17 protein-coding genes are annotated in these 15,914 nt (G+C 62.2%); 4 read left to right on the top strand and 13 right to left on the bottom strand.

The features are described 5' to 3' along the window. Window positions 1-153: 153 nt before the first annotated feature. Complete coding sequence (locus PIN31009_RS19165; RefSeq protein ID WP_150685565.1) at window positions 154-1,692, top strand: MDR family MFS transporter; 1,539 nt, start codon at window positions 154-156, stop codon at window positions 1,690-1,692. An 88-nt stretch (window positions 1,693-1,780) separates the two neighbouring features. Here PIN31009_RS19165 and PIN31009_RS19160 read toward each other — a convergent pair whose 3' ends face one another. Together PIN31009_RS19160 and PIN31009_RS19155 are read right to left on the bottom strand one after the other, a co-directional pair. Then, window positions 1,781-2,356 (bottom strand): fasciclin domain-containing protein, encoded by a 576-nt coding sequence (locus PIN31009_RS19160; protein WP_246185746.1) that lies wholly within the window; start codon window positions 2,354-2,356, stop codon window positions 1,781-1,783. A 143-nt stretch (window positions 2,357-2,499) separates the two neighbouring features. After that, on the bottom strand, window positions 2,500-2,877 hold the full coding sequence (locus tag PIN31009_RS19155; protein ID WP_150791291.1) for a hypothetical protein: 378 nt from the start codon (window positions 2,875-2,877) through the stop codon (window positions 2,500-2,502). 286 nt (window positions 2,878-3,163) lie between these two features. Here PIN31009_RS19155 and PIN31009_RS19150 point away from each other — a divergent pair, with 286 nt between their 5' ends. Both PIN31009_RS19150 and PIN31009_RS19145 read left to right on the top strand, forming a co-directional pair. Beyond that, the gene (locus PIN31009_RS19150) at window positions 3,164-5,857 is read left to right on the top strand and encodes an autotransporter family protein (RefSeq protein WP_150791290.1); all 2,694 of its coding nucleotides are present in this window, start codon (window positions 3,164-3,166) and stop codon (window positions 5,855-5,857) included. Between the two features lie 3 nt (window positions 5,858-5,860). Next, window positions 5,861-6,256: a nuclear transport factor 2 family protein gene (locus PIN31009_RS19145; RefSeq protein WP_150685569.1), complete on the top strand. Its 396-nt coding sequence runs from the start codon at window positions 5,861-5,863 to the stop codon at window positions 6,254-6,256. 34 nt (window positions 6,257-6,290) lie between these two features. Here PIN31009_RS19145 and PIN31009_RS19140 read toward each other — a convergent pair whose 3' ends face one another. Both PIN31009_RS19140 and PIN31009_RS19135 read right to left on the bottom strand, forming a co-directional pair. After that, window positions 6,291-6,545, bottom strand: coding sequence for a 3-phosphoglycerate dehydrogenase (locus PIN31009_RS19140; RefSeq protein WP_150791289.1), 255 nt, complete (start codon window positions 6,543-6,545; stop codon window positions 6,291-6,293). A 95-nt stretch (window positions 6,546-6,640) separates the two neighbouring features. Then, on the bottom strand, window positions 6,641-6,907 hold the full coding sequence (locus tag PIN31009_RS19135) for a hypothetical protein (RefSeq protein ID WP_150791288.1): 267 nt from the start codon (window positions 6,905-6,907) through the stop codon (window positions 6,641-6,643). A gap of 176 nt (window positions 6,908-7,083) precedes the next feature. Between PIN31009_RS19135 and PIN31009_RS19130 the strand changes: the two genes are divergently transcribed. Then, window positions 7,084-7,275: a hypothetical protein gene (locus PIN31009_RS19130; protein ID WP_150685572.1), complete on the top strand. Its 192-nt coding sequence runs from the start codon at window positions 7,084-7,086 to the stop codon at window positions 7,273-7,275. A gap of 79 nt (window positions 7,276-7,354) precedes the next feature. On the opposite strand, the gene PIN31009_RS19125 is transcribed toward PIN31009_RS19130, so the two are convergent. From PIN31009_RS19125 to PIN31009_RS19090, 9 genes are all read right to left on the bottom strand, one after another. After that, window positions 7,355-7,549 (bottom strand): hypothetical protein, encoded by a 195-nt coding sequence (locus PIN31009_RS19125; protein WP_058378876.1) that lies wholly within the window; start codon window positions 7,547-7,549, stop codon window positions 7,355-7,357. Window positions 7,550-7,659: 110 nt separating this feature from the next. After that, window positions 7,660-7,782, bottom strand: a complete 123-nt coding sequence (locus PIN31009_RS28365; protein ID WP_281355883.1) for a hypothetical protein — start codon at window positions 7,780-7,782, stop codon at window positions 7,660-7,662. A 105-nt stretch (window positions 7,783-7,887) separates the two neighbouring features. After that, complete coding sequence (locus tag PIN31009_RS19120) at window positions 7,888-8,169, bottom strand: hypothetical protein (protein WP_058378877.1); 282 nt, start codon at window positions 8,167-8,169, stop codon at window positions 7,888-7,890. Between the two features lie 75 nt (window positions 8,170-8,244). Then, window positions 8,245-8,457, bottom strand: coding sequence for a cold-shock protein (locus PIN31009_RS19115; protein ID WP_150791287.1), 213 nt, complete (start codon window positions 8,455-8,457; stop codon window positions 8,245-8,247). A 188-nt stretch (window positions 8,458-8,645) separates the two neighbouring features. Then, the gene (locus PIN31009_RS19110; RefSeq protein WP_150791286.1) at window positions 8,646-9,872 is read right to left on the bottom strand and encodes a GGDEF domain-containing protein; all 1,227 of its coding nucleotides are present in this window, start codon (window positions 9,870-9,872) and stop codon (window positions 8,646-8,648) included. 443 nt (window positions 9,873-10,315) lie between these two features. Beyond that, the gene (locus PIN31009_RS19105) at window positions 10,316-11,155 is read right to left on the bottom strand and encodes an IclR family transcriptional regulator (RefSeq protein ID WP_058378880.1); all 840 of its coding nucleotides are present in this window, start codon (window positions 11,153-11,155) and stop codon (window positions 10,316-10,318) included. 126 nt (window positions 11,156-11,281) lie between these two features. Then, window positions 11,282-12,886: an AMP-binding protein gene (locus tag PIN31009_RS19100; RefSeq protein WP_246185745.1), complete on the bottom strand. Its 1,605-nt coding sequence runs from the start codon at window positions 12,884-12,886 to the stop codon at window positions 11,282-11,284. 62 nt (window positions 12,887-12,948) lie between these two features. Then, the gene (locus tag PIN31009_RS19095) at window positions 12,949-14,703 is read right to left on the bottom strand and encodes an ABC transporter permease subunit (protein ID WP_150685576.1); all 1,755 of its coding nucleotides are present in this window, start codon (window positions 14,701-14,703) and stop codon (window positions 12,949-12,951) included. Between the two features lie 96 nt (window positions 14,704-14,799). Next, window positions 14,800-15,873: an ABC transporter ATP-binding protein gene (locus PIN31009_RS19090; RefSeq protein ID WP_150791284.1), complete on the bottom strand. Its 1,074-nt coding sequence runs from the start codon at window positions 15,871-15,873 to the stop codon at window positions 14,800-14,802. Window positions 15,874-15,914 lie beyond the last annotated feature (41 nt).

The following is a 15,914-nucleotide window of genomic DNA, read 5'->3' as shown; positions in this document are numbered from 1 at the left end:
AGAAACCGGTGAAGGAGACAGCGCGCCGATCGCCTGACATCGGCGCGCAAGCGCACCGCAGCGCTGCTGGTCCCGGCGACCCCGTCTGGGACGACAGCAGCGCGCGGCGCGACAACAACAATAGGTTCGAAGCATTCCACCCGAGGTAATACCGTGTCTTCCCCGCAAAGCGCCGGCGACGCCAACAAGCATCGCGCGCTCGTCAGTATTTCCGTCATGCTCGCGACGGTGCTGCAAACGCTCGACAGCACTATCGCCAACGTTGCCCTGCCCCACATGCAAGGCAGCCTGTCCGCCTCGCAGGACTCGATCACTTGGGTACTGACGTCGTATATCGTCGCGGCCGCCATTGCCACGCCGCTCACCGGTACGCTCTGTGCCCGCTTCGGGCGGCGCCGGGTGTTTCTGTGGTCGGTCGCCGGCTTCACGATCGCCTCTGCGCTGTGCGGCATGGCGCAGTCGCTCACGGAAATCGTGGCGGCGCGCCTGTTCCAAGGCATCTGCGGCGCGGCACTCGTGCCGCTATCGCAAGCGACCATGCTCGACATCAATCCGCCGCACAAGCACGGCTCGGCGATGGCGGTATTTGGCATGGGGGTGATGGTCGGACCGATTCTCGGGCCGTCGCTCGGCGGGTGGCTCACCGACAGCTACAACTGGCGCTGGGTGTTCTACATCAATCTGCCGATCGGACTGATCGCGTTTCTCGGCATCGCCGCGTATCTGAAAGAGCCCCCCGAAGCCAAGGCCGGCAAGTTCGACGCGCTAGGCTTCGTCACGCTTGGGCTGGCGATTGGGCTACTGCAATTGCTGCTCGACCGGGGTGAACAGCAAGACTGGTTGAATTCGACCGAGATCTGGCTCGAGATGCTCGGCGCGATCATCTGCTTCGCCTATTTCATCGTGCACACGTGGACCGCCGACGAGAATTCATTCTTCAACCGGGCGCTGCTGCGCGACCGCAACTTCAACACCGGCATCATCTACATCTTCGTCGTCGGGATCATTCTCTACGCCACCCGCGCCTTGCTACCGCCCATGCTGCAAAGCCTGTTCGGCTATCCGGCCATTCTGACCGGGTTGGTCACGGCGCCGTCCGGCGCGGGCACGATGGCCGCGATGCTGATCGTCGGGCGCCTCGTGGGCAAGGTCGACGTTCGTTATCTGCTCGGGTTCGGTTTCGCGCTCACCGCCTATTCGCTTTATATGATGGCCGGTTACACGACGACACTCAGTCCGTCGGACATCGTCTGGCCGGGCGTCATTCAGGGCTTCGGGCTGGGGTTCGTGTTCGTGCCGCTCACCACCGTCACGTTCGCGACGCTGCCGGGGGCCCTGCGTGCCGACGGGGCGGCGATTTACAGCCTGTCGCGCAACATCGGCAGCAGTATCGGCATCTCCGTCGTGCAGACGTTGCTCACGCAGAACACGCAGGTCAATCACGCCGTCCTCTCGGAACACATCACACCGTTCACGCAGGGACTGGAGTTGTATGCACAGACGTATGGATCGGCGGCCATTGCCGCGCTCAATGCCGAAGTCACCCGGCAGGCGGCGATGATCGCCTATCTGGATGACTTCAAGCTGATGATGATTCTCACGCTGCTGGTCATGCCCTTATTGCTGTTCATTCGCATGAAGAAAAAGCAGCCGGGCGAAGTCGAGGAAATGGTGCACGTGGCGGCAGATTGAGCGAGTCCGGCTCGGTCTCACGTGCGCTCGCATCAAGGTATTAACTTCAAGGTATTAACCTCAAGGTATCAACCTCAGGGAATTAACCTCAGGGCATCAACACCTTGTCGACCACGTGAATCACGCCGTTCGATTGCATGACGTTGCCGATGGTGACATTGGCAACACCGCCCTTGTCGTCGGTCACGGTCAGGCGATTGCCTTGTTGCATGACGGTCAGCGAATCGCCTTCCACCGTCTTGAGCGTCGCGCGGCCACCGCCGTCGCTCACGGCTTTCATCAAATCTTGCGCAGTCAGACGGCCGGCCACGACGTGATACGTGAGCACTTTGTCGAGCGTCGGTTTGTTTTCAGGCTTGAGCAGCGTGTCGACGGTGCCGGCGGGCAGTGCCGCAAAGGCTTCGTTGGTCGGCGCAAAGACCGTAAAGGGGCCGGGACCGGAGAGCGTGTCGACCAGCCCGCCTGCCTTGACGGCGGCAACTAACGTCGTGTGATCTTTCGAATTGACGGCGTTCTGAATGATGTTCTTCGACGGGTACATCGCCGCCCCGCCCACCATCACGGTTTTCTCGCCGTCCATCGCCGCAGACGCCACAGATACCGTCACAGCCTGCCCGCCCATGACCACGGCGATCGCGAGTACAACACCGGAAAATCCGGACATTTGACGTGTTTTCATTCTTTCACCCGATTCATGGCGCTTCGCAAGTCGGAAGCACTCAGACATACGAGTGGGAAAGCACGGCGGATGCGTCGCCCAGCAGAAAAGACCTGCGCTGACCTGCACGTCGCTGTGCGTGCCTGAGGCTACGTCTTCTTTTTGGCCGCGCGGCGTTTGCGCGGCTTGGGCTCGACGCCGATGCGGGCATCGCCTGCCAGTACCCGCGCGGTCATCGCGTGCGCGACGGCCTCGAACGATGGGTCGGATTGCGGCACATAAAGCCACTTGCCCAGCACTGGATGGGGCCGCAACGCGGGCATGTCTTCCATCAGCGAAGCATGGTGATCCTGCGAGGTGCACACCAGCAAGCCGTCCCACGGCGATTCACGATCGGCGGCGATCAGACAGAGCAGGCCACCGACATAGGCAGCGTCGCTGCCGAACATCCGCTTGTGAATGAAGGTCTCGTCGCGCTCGAAAGCGTCGAATATCCAGAGCAGCGAATTTCGCACAGAAGATGGCATGAATATCGAACTCCTTAATTTCCAAAATATGCCTCAATCGAAAATCAAAAATACAAAATTCGACGAGTGTTTCCCATCGAAAATGGAAAACCAAAAATCACTTAAAAAACAAAAACTTATCAAACAAGAATCATTTCAACGATAGCGTTGATTTCTTGATATCAGACGATCGTAATAATCGTATTTTTAAGATCACAAGAATTTGTAATTATTTGATTTACAAGCTAATTTGAAGGCGCTCGGATGTACTCACTGAATTAAAACTATTACCCGCAGGAGTACGCCCATGAAAAAGCCAACGCACGCAACCGAGGCGCTCGCCGCCGCCCATTGCCAGCTTCCGCTCAAACCTGTGCTCTTGGCGATATCGCTGTGTCTGGTCGGCAATGCCCGGGCCGCCTGCGACAACGTCAACCCTGCCAGCGGCACCACGGTGACCTGCACCGGCACGGACGGCGTCGTCGCGGCTCAGGCGAACAGCACCAACGTGAGCGTCAATGTCACTCAGGGCAGCACGATCTCGTCGACACGCACCACGCCCAACGTTGCCACCGTTACCGTCGATTCGTCGAGCACGATTACCAACGCCGGCACCGTGAGCATCGTTGGTACAACGGCAACCGGGCGCGGGGCGGCCATGCTGGGGGCACACGATTACAACACGCTGGTGAATACGTCGACCGGCGTCATCACGGCAAACGGCGCGCAAGACGATGGCATGGCCATCAACGGGAACCACGGAACACTCACCAACAACGGCTCCATCACCGTCTCCGGCCCGGATGCGAACGGTATGACCGTGGCATGGGGGCAAGCCTCGGGTCTCGGCCTTTTCAGCACCGTCGTCAACACCGGGACCGTGACGGCCAACGGCAGCGGCAGCCGTGCCTTGAGCGTGGTGGGCGGGCAAAGCACCGTGACAAACTCCGGCACGTTGATCACCACCGGCGGCACGGCGTCGAATCGCTCGTTCACGGTGTTCATGCAAGGCAACAACAATAACTTCACCAACAGCGGCTACATCGAGGCTCGCGGCATCAATAGCGACGCTGTCGTCTCGAACACCGCACTTGGGTTCACTTCATCGATCGTGAATCAGGCCGGCGGCCAGATCATCAGCCAGCAAGGTTACGGCATTCGCACGGTGAACGGCACGATCTCGATCACCAACGCGGGGCTGGTGCAGAGCAATGTCGGCACGGCCATCTACATGAACCCGGCAGCCAAATCGAACACACTGACGCTGCAAACCGGGTCGCAAATCATCGGCACGGCCGACGGCGGCACCAGCGCAGTCAGCACGTTGATTCTGCAAGGCACCGGCACGGCGAGTAATGCGTTTGTCAATTTCGGCACTCTGCTCGCGCAAGGCACCAACTGGACATGGAGCGGCAGCGGCAACTTCAACACTGCGCAACTCCAGAGCGGTACGTTCAATCTGACGAGCACACTGGGCGGCGCGACCACCACCATCGCGTCGGGCGCGACGCTGACCGGCACCGGCACGCTCACCGGCAACGTCACCAATGCGGGCACCGTACACCCCGGCGATGGCAGCGGCAACGGCACGCTCACCGTCGTGGGCAACTACACGGGCCAGAGCGGCACGCTCGCGATTGACACGGTACTGGGCGCCGACAGTTCGCGCGTCGCCCCGCTCACGGTGAGCGGCGGCGTCATCGGCGGCAACACGTCGATCAACGTGAATAACATGGGCGGGGGCGGCGCGGCCACGACCGGCAACGGCATTCCGATGGTGAGTGCGGTAGGCGGGGCAACCTCGTCGGCATCGGCGTTCGCGCTTGGCGCACCGGTCTCGGCGGGTGCGTACACGTACATGCTGTACAAGGGCGGAACGACCGCCGACAGCACGAATAGCTGGTACCTGCGCTCAACGGTCCCGGTGACCACCCTCCTCACGACCACCGACCCCGTCACGGGGGCACAGGTCACGGAAGTTCTCGCACCGGTGGCGGCCAGCGCGGGTGCCCCGGCGGCACTCCCGGCAGGAGACTCGCCCGCACCGATCTATCGTGTGGAAGTGCCGGTGTATTCGGCCATGCCGGATCTCGCACGCACCGCCGGGTTCGCGCAAATGGCAACATTCCACGAACGACAGGGCCAGCAAGGCCTGCTCGACGAGCGCGGATGGCTGACCGATGGCTGGGTGCGCGTGTGGGGGCAAACGGAACAACTGCGGTCCAAGGGCGACGTGACGCCGCAATTCGACGGCAATATCGGCGGCGTACAGATCGGCCACGATATCTTCGCGCGCCGGGCGGACAGCGGACACAGCGATCACGTTGGCGTGCTCGGCGGCTGGACGCGTGCCACGGGTGATGTGCAGGGATTTGCGCTCGGTGCGAACGACACGGCGGCGGGTTCGCTGTCGCTCGACATGTACAGCGCGGGGCTGTACTGGACGCACGTGATGCCCGGTGGCGCGTACACGGACGCCGTCGTGCTGGCCTCCGCAATGCAATATCAGACACGGCCGCTCAGCGGACTGAATCGAGACGTGAACGGCAAGGCGCTCGCCGCGTCGCTGGAAGCCGGTTGGCCGATCCCGTTGACTTCGACGCTGGCGCTCGAGCCGCAGGCGCAGATCATCTGGCAACATCAATCGATCGACAATTTCAATGACAGCATCTCCAGCGTGGCTTTCGACAACACGAACGCGTGGCTCGCGCGTATCGGCGCACGGCTCGAAGCCAACTACGACGGCGCGCGGGGGCTGCTGCGCCCTTACCTGCTGTTCAACCTCTTGCACACGTTCGGCAGCGACGGCCGCGTGGTCTTTGGCGGCACCACGCCAATTGTGACCAATGCCAACAGTACGTCTGCGCAATTCGGTATCGGTGTGGCCGGCCGTTTCAACAAATCGGCGAGCGTATACGGCACACTTGCTTACCTCACACAACTCGATAACACGCGGCAACAAAGCGTCTCCGCGACGCTGGGGCTGCGCTGGACTTGGTAACCCATGTCGATGACGGAAAGCCACGAAGCTATTGCGGCTGTTGAACTCGCCGAACATGCCCTTGCACGCGCGCATCTCGATTTAACGACCGGGCTCGAGGTGATCGAGTCGCTGCTGCATCCCGATTACGTCATCATTCAACCGGGGGGCGTTGTCGAAACCAAAACCGATGTGCTGGCGTCTTATCGCACCGGGACACGGCATTGGGATACGGCGCAAGTCGATCAGCTTCACTCGACGCAGTACGGCAATACGATCATCGTCGTCGGCCGATGGCGCGCGAGCGGGTATCACGGCGCAACATGGTTCGATTATCAGGCGAGGTTTGTATCGGTCTGGATCAAAACCGATCGCCACTGGCAGAACATCACCTACCAGTCGACGGAAATCACCGTTTAAACCTTCGGGTGCTGCCCGCCAGTCGGTTAGTCGGCTATTGCGACGAAATGGCGGCTTGTGTGCGATGTGCAGCGGCGATGTACGCTAAGCCCGCCGCACTCAGCGCGATTTCGGCGACACCCCCGGGGGTGTGAATACGGATGAGATACCCGCGGGCGTTAGCCTCTTCCCAGACGGGTAAGCGCGGGCATGACGTTCGCCACGCTTCCATGATCTCGGCATAAGGCTTTCCCGCCGGCCCGATCCACTCCAGCAGGTCGAGGATCAACGGTTCGATCGATGCGTCCATGATCACCTCCAGAATCCCGGCGATATCCAATGCCGGCGAAGTCAGTCGGGTCGGTGCAGCGTCTGGAAAGCCGGTTTTGCCGCGAAGGCTGCGTGTTACTTAAACACGCCGGCCCGGGCATCCTGCTCGAATTGGGTGGTCCACGAGGCCTCGTCGACCGACGAGCGGTAATGCCGAATTCGACGCATGCCGCTCACATAAACATCGTGAATGGCCTGGGCAAGCGCACCTTCGCCCGAATAGCTGGTTTCTACCGTCACGATCAGGCGCTTCACGTTAATCCCACTCGCGAGACACGCGGCGAGAAAACGCTCGCGCTGCTCTTCGGGAAGTGCTTCGATCCCTTGGTTTTTCCGATCCATCCTGATCTCCCGGCGCTGGTAAGCAGGCCGCGCGCACAGCGCCGCACGGTAAAGACGTTTCAAATCATTCTGATGCCTAACCCTGTTGCTTGTTTAGCCATAGGCGTTAAAGATTTCGAGCAATGCGGCGTCATAGCGCGCATACTCGATAAAACGGCGGCATCAGGAGAAAAACCATGCTTTCGCTCACCAAACAAGCCATTGCGGCCGCGCTTCAGTTAATTGCGAAAGGAAACGACACACCACCGGACGCCGTTATCGACGCGCTACTCGCCCGCGAACTGGTTCGCCGGGTTGGCAAACGCCTTGAAGTGACGCCGTACGGTAAATCCTACTGCCGATCCATGTACACCCCGGCGTGGCATTAAGCGCCTGAAATGCGTTTAGCGGGCACGTATGCCCGCTAAATGAACGCCCGAGACTGCCCCGAATCCGGGGCTATTCTGCTTATCGCCAGGCGGGTGCACGCTCCGAGCGGCAATACGACCGCCCGAACTGGGTGAGTTCCAGCCGTTCGCCAACGCGGCAAATCAGCTCTCGCGCAAGTAGCGCATTGATCACAGCTTCGGAAGGACGCGTCTGTCCGGTATCGGAAATGCGTTGAATGGCGGCCACAATGGCTTGCTTCGAAAGGGTCAGCATTCTTGAATCCTCAGCGGTCGGTCAATGACAATGATCGACGATCACGGATTGCTCGTTGTGCTCGTGCGATTTGATACTGGCCGCAATCGATCACGCAGGATCGCGCAGCGTTACTGAATATTCACGGCATTCAAGGCCCACGCCTTGGCGGGAACCGGCAACCAGCTCGCCATCCGCGAGCGCTGCATCAGGTCGCTGGCAGCGCCACGGTAGGCACGGTAGCGCAATCTCATGACAAATGTGATCGCAGCGACGGATAAAAACCGGGTTCGGTCCGGAGGAAGGTAGTCCGCATACAAAAACCAGCTAGGTGAAGCATGCATGTCGACCTCACAAGGTCACAGGGCTTTGGCGCCGCTCTCAACCAGATTATCAACCAGCCCCTGCGCGTAATTGTTGCCAGCGCGCCGCGCTTCTCCAATGGAGTCGAACGGAAGGCTCTGGAGTTTGTACGTCTTTGATTCCCCCGAATAGTCGAGATCCTCGAGCGTGGCGCGGGTAATCCTGACGGCAACGACGAAAGTCCGGTCATGCTTTCGTTCTATCGAATCGGGGTGTTGACCGCGGAAAACCATCGTCTCCAGACGGAAACCCTTATAAAACGGAGTGACGTAGGCCATATTGCCCTCGACGACCGCTGCACTTTCCCCGGCGTCGAGTGCGCGCCCGGGCCAGCACAACGAAAGGAAATGAGATCAGGAGGGTCTGATATTGGAAGCCAGCAACCCCTTCGGACCGCGGATGATGTCGAAGGACACCTGTTGATTCTCGCTGAGGGATCGGAATCCGTCGCCCTGATCGGATTTGATTTCCGAAAAGTGCGCGAAGAGGTCTTCTCCCCCCTCGTCCGGCGTGATGAATCCGAAACCCTTGCTGTCGTTAAACCACTTTACGGTACCGGTGCTCATGTGAACTCCCAGTTCTCCCGACGTGCTGCCATCGCAGTGCGCGCGGCTGGGCATCGGTGCCGGACAACCAAGAAATTCAGAGATCGGTAGTGTCTCGCAAAGATCGTAGGATCGACGCTCGATAAACGTCAGACTTGATGTTCGATCCATCACTTATACGCGGTTATCGGGGGCGCCGCAATGCTTTTCTACCCCGCTGCGCGCAAGGGCGTACGGGCTTCCGTCATCGTTATTGACGTCTCTGGCGTATATCTCACACAGCGGTTCCGGCCCGCCGCTTTGGCCTGATAAAGCGCACGATCGGCACGCTGAACGAGTGACGACAACTCGCCGCGCGAGCGCTCGTCGCAGGCGACTCCGATACTCACCGTTGCCGCCACCGCTTCGCCCTGCACCGTGCGCCCTGCCCGCTCGAACGCCTCGCGTACCCGCTCGGCAATGGTCAGCGCCTCGGTCACGCCCACGCCCGGCAGAAACAGAGCGAACTCCTCGCCGCCGTAACGCCCGAAGATGTCGTCCGCCCGCAGTTGCTGCGCCGCCGTGCGCGCGAACAGCAGCAACACGGTGTCCCCGAACGGGTGGCCGTAAGTGTCGTTGATGCGCTTGAAGTGATCGAGATCCAGCAGCAGCAGTGCCACCGGCGAGCGCGACGTCCCATGGCGGCGCATCTGCTCGCGGGCGAGCCGGGTGAACTCGGGCCGGTTGAACGCCTGCGTGAGCCCGTCGCGGGTCGCCGCGCGGTGCAAGGCGATTTCAGAGCGCTCTTTGCCAAGCGACACCATCAGGAAGCTCGCCACGACGATCAGCACCAGCATCTCGGTCGTCGCCACCTGCGCCCCGAACCACGCCAGAAACCGGGGGTCGGACGGCCCCAGCCAGACCAACGCCACCGCCCGCGCAGTGTAAAAACTGCCGTGCAATACCGCCACCACCGCCAGCACGATGCTGCTCGGCAGCCGCATCCCCGATGCCTGCCAGAACTCCTTGGCCGCCATCAGGCTATACATCGCGAGCAACGAAAAGAACAAGGCACCGCCGCTCCACGCGTCGAGCGGACGCGCAAACAGCCATGTTCCCCACAGCAACACGGCCGGGCCGCCAAACACGGCAACCCATTGCACGCTACGCCCGTAAAATCGTCGCGACCCGCTCCAGACCATGGCGAAGGCGAGTGTGGCAACCGCATTCCCCAGCGGATAGAGCACGGCCAATCGGCCGCTGCGCGCGGCCAGCAAATAGAGAACGGGAGAGAACGTCGCGAGCAGGAAGGCCAGACTCCACCAGCGCGGAGACTCGGCCTCGTCGCGACGCAAGGCATCGAGCATGAACAGAATGCCCGTCGCGATACTCAGCAAGAAAGTGACGAATTGCAGCGTCGGCAAGTCCAACGCAGGCAACGACAACCCCAGAGCCATAGCTCCATTCCCCCGTGTGCGCTGCCCGCCGGGCAACTAGCCCTTGTGCGTATCAGTCGCGCGGATTGAAGGCGCGGGGGTGGCGGCAAGATTCTTTTGCACCGCCTGAGATTCGGATTGGTAAGTCCCGCAGTCGCTTGCGCACCCCGTTTGGCGCACCGTCTGGCCGCCCCGGTTCGGCCATCGGTTTCTCTACAGGTCTTCCGTCGCCCCGGCTCAGCCAGCCGTGGCTTGACACGCACTTCCCTGAACACACCGTCAATGTGCGGCTGCGTGTTCTGCGCGGTATCTCGGAATCCTTGGAATTCAGCCCTGCTCCAACCCCATGCGGCGGGATTCTAGCACGCCATTTTGAGACTTCAACCGGACGGGCGGCCGACTGGCCGAAGTCCACGTCCGGCCGATCTCAGCGCGCCTTACATCGCCTGACGAAGGACGACGCCCTAGTCCTGACGCCGGCGTGCCGACAATGCACCGGCCGTCTGGATCACGAGATCGGCGAAGCGGCGCTCGTCGCGACCGGCATTCCAGCGAACCCGCGGCACGGCAATATTGATCGCACCGATCGCGCGGCCGTCGAGATTGACCACCGCCGCCGAGGTCGAAATATCGCCCATGAAGTATTCGTCTTCGGTATGCGCGTAACCCTGCTTGCGAATGCGCGCCAGCCGCTCTTTGATCTTGCGCGGCTGCCAGACGGTTGCGGGCGTGAATTCCACCAGATTGGTACGCGCGAGGATGTCGTCGATCTCGTCGTCTTCGAGGGTCGCCAGCATGGCCAGACCCGGTGCCGTGCAATAGGCGGGCAGTCGCGAGCCGACGATCACGTTCGCGTTGAACACACTGCGGCTGACGATCCGCAGCACGAACACGATGTCGGTATCGAGCCGCACGGTCAGGTTGGTCGCCTCTTCCGTCTCGGCGGCCAACTGCTGAAGGTACGGCGCAGCGCGGCTCACCAACTCGTTGGAGACCAGATAGTGATAGGTGAAGTCGAGCAGCTTGGGCGAGAGCTCGTACTTCTTGCTCTGCGGGTCCTTGAGCAGATAGCCCAACGCCGAGAGCGTGAAGGTAAAGCGCTGCGCCGCGCTGATGTCGAAACCGGTGGCCGCGGCGATCTCGGAGAGCGAGAGATGACGCTTCGAACCGTCGAAGGCGGTCAGCACTTTCATCGCCTTTTCGACCGACTGCACGTACAACGTCGATTCACTCGAAGCGGCCGCCGGCGTATCGTCGGCGGCGGCCGTTTTGGCGCGGGTGCGGGGAGTTTTATTAGTGGCCACAATCGTGATGGAATAAGGCAGTCAGGCCTGAATTATCTCATAAAAATAAGAGTCTATTTTATATCGATAACTCGAAAATCCCTTTCGGACGAACTCACGAACGCACAATCCACCCCGCCTGCGCACTCATTTCGCCGCCGTTTGATCCCACGCCGGTGCGGTGTCGCGCGACAGCAGATGCTTGCGAATGCGCTCCGAAGGTGTGGTCTCGAAGCGCGCGGTTTCGCGATAGTAGCGCGGGCGCTGGTAACTGGCGAGCTTGTCGCCGGCCCATGCCGCAAGCGTCGTCCAGTCGATCGCCTGACCGTCGCGAAACTGCACGTAGAGCAGCACGTCCTGCTCGCCGATCTCGCTCGCAACGCCAATCGCCGCGCAGGCCGCCACCGCCGGATGTCGTGCAAATACGCGCTCGATCTCCCACGCCGACACGTTCTCCCCGCGCACACGCATGCTGTCAGTGCGGCGTCCGACGAACACCAGACTGCCATCCGGGCTGCGGCGCGCGCTGTCGCCCGTGTAGAGCTTGCCGTCGCGCAACGCCTTGGCGCTGGCTTCCGGGTTATCGAGATAGCCCGGCAGGAACACCCCGTCGACATCGCTCGACAACACGATCTCGCCCAGTTCGCCATCAGGCACCGGACGACCTTCATCGTCGAGTAATTCCAGCGTGAGCCACGGCAGCGCGTGACCGATAGAACCCGGCGTATCGGTGTCGTTGAGCGTGGCAAAGCTGGAGCATTCCGTCATGCCATAGCACTCGCGCAGTGCGCACTGCAAACGCTCGCGCGTCGCCTGCCATGCGCTGGCCGCAACCCCCGCGCCCCACGCCACGCGCAGACTGTTGTTCGCCGGCTGGGCCTCTCGCGGCTGTTGCATCAGAATGTCGAGAATGCCGCCCAGATAGTGCAGATGCGTCGCCTGCGCCGCCTCGCACTGCTGCCAGAAACGGCTGGCGGAGAACCGTTCGACCACATGCATTTCGACGTCGGCCAGAAACGGCAGCAACAGCATCTGCGCACCACCGATATGGCACAGCGGCTCCCACAGGAACAGGCGGTCGCCGTTGCCGGCATCGGCCACCTGCATCGCGGCCTCGCTGGCGATGCGCATCATGCGGTGCGTGAAGAGCACGCCCTTCGGCGCCCCCGTCGTGCCCGACGTGTAGATGATGCACAGCACCGAGGCCGGGGTGACCGGCGCGGCCCGCAGCGCCGCGCCGTCGAAGGCCGACGCTTGGCGTTGCACGTCGCTCAACCAGCACCGGACGACGCTCGGTCCGTGATGCCCGGGTTGCTGCGCAGCGAGCGCCAGCCCGGCATCGAGCACGTCACCGAACGCCGGCTCCGCGATCAGCAACTTAGGCTTGGCGTGCCCCAGCAGGTATTCGAGGCCATCGCCCTTGAGGCGGGTATTGACCGGCACCCAGACGAGTCCCGAAAGCATCAGCGCATAGATCAACGCCACCTGCGTGGCGCTATTGCCGAGCATGACGGCGACGCGGTCACCGGGCACGAGACCTTGCGCGGCAAACCACGCCTGCATGGCCGCCACGCGTTGCGCCATCTGCGCCCGGTCGATGGCTTCGCCTTCATAAACGACGACCGGATGCGTCACCGGCGACGCCGCGCCCCCGCGGGCGAGGCCAGCCATCAACAGCGGCACGACATCCAGTTGATCGCCTTCGGCGCGCTGGGGGAAATATCGGGTGTACGGGTGTGACGGCACAGTCATTGGCACAGTCGTCGGAACCACTCGGGCAGCATTGGACATGGACATACGAAAATCCGCAGGAATCAGTAGCTCTTACGTTTGAACATCGAAGACAACCAGACGCAGAACGCCATCAGGAACACCAGCGAGGTGGCCACGGCAGCGAGCGTCGGCGTGACGGCCAGTTGAATGTCGTCCCACATCTGCTTGGGCAGCGTGGTGTTGATCCCGCCGGACACGAAGATTGCAATCGTCAGATCGTCGAACGAGACGATGAAGGCGAACAGGAACGCCGAGCCGAGGCTGGCGGCCAGCAACGGCAGCAGCACCGTGCGAACCCGCGTGAAGGCCGAGGCTCCGAGCATCTTGGCGGCGTCATCGAGCCTCCAGTCGAAGCGTTTGAAGCTGGCCGAGAGCGTCACCACCACATAGGGAATCGCGAGCACGGTGTGACCGATCACGAGCCCGGCATTGGTACCTGCCAGTTCCCAGCGCGCAAACAAATACAGCAGGCCGACGGCCACCACGATGCGCGGCACGATCAGCGGCGCGATGAACACGGCAAACAGCGGCTTGCGCCAGCGGCTCGGCAGACGCACCAGCGCAAGACTCGCGCCGAAGCCGAGTACCAGCGCCAGCGCCGCCGTCGCAAACCCCACGCCCAGCGAGCGCAGCAGCGCCGATTGCCAGACGCTCGATTCCAAAAACGCCACGAACCACTTCAGCGTGAACAACTCGGGCGGGAATGCCACGAACGCCTGCTTGGTGAACGCGAGCGGCACCACGAACGCAATCGGCAACACAAGCGCCAGCACGATCACCCACGCATAAGCTTTCAGGCCGATCCCACTCCCGGCACCACCCGAGCGCCCGAAGCTGGGCGTGAGCTTGCCCGCCACACGCCCGATTGCCAGCAGCACCGGCAGCAACCGGCCGCCCTGCCCACCGGCGCGCTGCGGCGCCTCGCCGGCCAGCGACGACAGACCGACCACGCGGTCGTACACGTAGAACACGACGATCGAGCACAGCAGCAATACGGTCGACAATGCACCGGCAAAGCGCAGATCGAACAGCTCCAGTACCGACGAGATGACCAACTGCGCCACCATCGATTCGCGCGGCGAACCGAGCAGCGCCGGCACGATGAAGAAGCCGAGACTCGAGATGAACACCAGCAGCCCGGCCGCAGCCGCACCCGGCCCCGACAACGGCAGAAACACCGTGAAAAATCCCGTGGTGCGGTCAGCCCCGAGCGTCTCGGCGGCCTGCACCAGTTGCATATTGATGCCGCGCATGATCGGCAGCATGGTCATGACGGCCAGCGGCAGCATCGCGTGCACCATACCGATCAGCACGCCCGTGAGCGACGGTGCCAGCGTGCTGGCGTCGTCGATCAGGCCCAGATGCGTGGCGACGATGGTGAGCAGCCCGGTCTTGGAGAGCAGCAGCATCCACGCGTAGGTTTTGACGAGATAGCTCGTCCAGAACGGCAGCACGATCCACAACAGCCAGCGCTCGCGGGACCGGTTCGACAGGCGCGCCAGCAGATACGCCACGGGATAGCCGAGCACCACCGAAAGCGCTGCCGTGAGAAATGCAATCCAGAACGTCGAGCCGAGCACCTTCACATAGACGGCCGAATGCGTCATGCGCGCGAACTGGGCAATCGAGAGCACGCCGTCGGCGTCGTACAGACCGCCTTGCAGAATCTCGACGACCGGCACGATGAAGAACACCGCGAGAAACAACAGCGCGGGCAAAGCCGGCAACCAGCCTTGCAGGCGCTTCGGCCAGGCAAAGCGGGGCCCCGCCTGAGGCAGGCGTTGAACAAGCCACATGGCAAAAACTCCTTAGGCGCAAGCCTGACGGGATATCGAATAGCGCATCGGCGCAGTGAGAGCGGTCAGCATGATTCGCAGGTGATTCCTACGCGATCAACGCGTGAGCAACGTGGCACGGCTGTCGTCCCACGAAAGGCCGACCCGCTCACCCACGCGCGGCGACAACTCGCGCGGACAGCGCACGGTGAAGTCGGCGGCTTCGATGCCCTCGCCCTCGTGCCCCAGCGTCACGATGGCGCGCGTATCGGCGCCGAGGAACACGACTTCGCGAATCGTGCCGGCCAGCGCACCGTCGCCCGGCGGCGTAAGACGCGCCGCTTCGGGGCGCACCAGCAAACTGGCCTCGCCTGCGGCAGGCAAATCCGGGCTCGGGCCGATCGGCACCAGCGTATTGCCCATGCGCAACGCCACGCGCCCGTCAGGCAGGCGCTCGACCACGCCGTCGAGCAGATTCGAGTGCCCGAGAAAATCCGCCGCAAAGCGCGTCGCAGGCCGGTCGTACAGTTGCGTTGGCGTGCCGATCTGTTCGATACGCGCCTGATTCATCAGGCAAATACGGTCGGACAGCGTGAGCGCTTCGTCCTGATCGTGCGTCACGTAAATGAACGTCGCGCTCAACTCCTGATGCAAGCGGCGAATCTCCAGCTGCATGTGTTCACGCAACTTCTTGTCGAGCGCCCCCAGCGGTTCGTCGAGCAGGATGATCGACGGCCGGAACGCGAAACAACGTGCAAGCGCAATGCGCTGCTGCTGCCCGCCCGAGAGTTCCGAGGGCAGCCGCTGCGCAAAGGCCTGCATCTTGACCATGGCCAGCGCGGCGTCCACGGCCGGGCCCAGCTCGGCCTTCGGCAGCTTGCGCATGCGCAAGCCGTAGGCCACGTTCTCCCACACGCTCATGTGCGGAAACAGCGCGTAACTCTGGAAGACCATGCCGATGCCGCGTTTGCCGGGAGCGTCACGGGTAGCGTCGCGTCCGTCGATCAGCAACTGCCCCGACGTCGGTTCGACCAGCCCCGAAATCATCTGCAACAGCGTGGTCTTGCCGGAGCCGGACGGCCCGAGCAGCGTGAGAAATTCTCCTGCCGCGACCCGCAGGTCGGTGGGCAGCAGCGCGGGCGTCTCGCGATACGTCTTGGCAAGACCGACAGTTTCCAGTTTGGTACTCATGTTCGACTCTCATCCTGCAAGGTGCAGCTAACGGCAGACAG

This window comes from Pandoraea iniqua, assembly GCF_902459685.1.
Classification (GTDB): Bacteria; Pseudomonadota; Gammaproteobacteria; order Burkholderiales; family Burkholderiaceae; genus Pandoraea; species Pandoraea iniqua.
This window is presented reverse-complemented; position numbering and strand designations above follow the sequence as displayed.

Excerpts from the sequence above, each read along its gene's own strand:
- PIN31009_RS28365 (WP_281355883.1), bottom strand. The coding sequence starts at position 7,782 with ATGAGATTGCGCTACCGTGCCTACCGTGGCGCTGCCAGCGACCTGATG.
- PIN31009_RS19140 (WP_150791289.1), bottom strand. The coding sequence starts at position 6,545 with ATGGACGCATCGATCGAACCGTTGATCCTCGACCTGCTGGAGTGGATC.
- PIN31009_RS19115 (WP_150791287.1), bottom strand. The coding sequence starts at position 8,457 with ATGAGCACCGGTACCGTAAAGTGGTTTAACGACAGCAAGGGTTTCGGA.
- PIN31009_RS19160 (WP_246185746.1), bottom strand. The coding sequence starts at position 2,356 with ATGTCCGGATTTTCCGGTGTTGTACTCGCGATCGCCGTGGTCATGGGC.
- PIN31009_RS19090 (WP_150791284.1), bottom strand. The coding sequence starts at position 15,873 with ATGAGTACCAAACTGGAAACTGTCGGTCTTGCCAAGACGTATCGCGAG.
- PIN31009_RS19145 (WP_150685569.1), top strand. The coding sequence starts at position 5,861 with ATGTCGATGACGGAAAGCCACGAAGCTATTGCGGCTGTTGAACTCGCC.
- PIN31009_RS19155 (WP_150791291.1), bottom strand. The coding sequence starts at position 2,877 with ATGCCATCTTCTGTGCGAAATTCGCTGCTCTGGATATTCGACGCTTTC.
- PIN31009_RS19110 (WP_150791286.1), bottom strand. The coding sequence starts at position 9,872 with ATGGCTCTGGGGTTGTCGTTGCCTGCGTTGGACTTGCCGACGCTGCAA.
- PIN31009_RS19150 (WP_150791290.1), top strand. The coding sequence starts at position 3,164 with ATGAAAAAGCCAACGCACGCAACCGAGGCGCTCGCCGCCGCCCATTGC.
- PIN31009_RS19130 (WP_150685572.1), top strand. The coding sequence starts at position 7,084 with ATGCTTTCGCTCACCAAACAAGCCATTGCGGCCGCGCTTCAGTTAATT.
- PIN31009_RS19095 (WP_150685576.1), bottom strand. The coding sequence starts at position 14,703 with ATGTGGCTTGTTCAACGCCTGCCTCAGGCGGGGCCCCGCTTTGCCTGG.
- PIN31009_RS19135 (WP_150791288.1), bottom strand. The coding sequence starts at position 6,907 with ATGGATCGGAAAAACCAAGGGATCGAAGCACTTCCCGAAGAGCAGCGC.
- PIN31009_RS19120 (WP_058378877.1), bottom strand. The coding sequence starts at position 8,169 with ATGGCCTACGTCACTCCGTTTTATAAGGGTTTCCGTCTGGAGACGATG.
- PIN31009_RS19125 (WP_058378876.1), bottom strand. The coding sequence starts at position 7,549 with ATGCTGACCCTTTCGAAGCAAGCCATTGTGGCCGCCATTCAACGCATT.
- PIN31009_RS19100 (WP_246185745.1), bottom strand. The coding sequence starts at position 12,886 with ATGACTGTGCCGTCACACCCGTACACCCGATATTTCCCCCAGCGCGCC.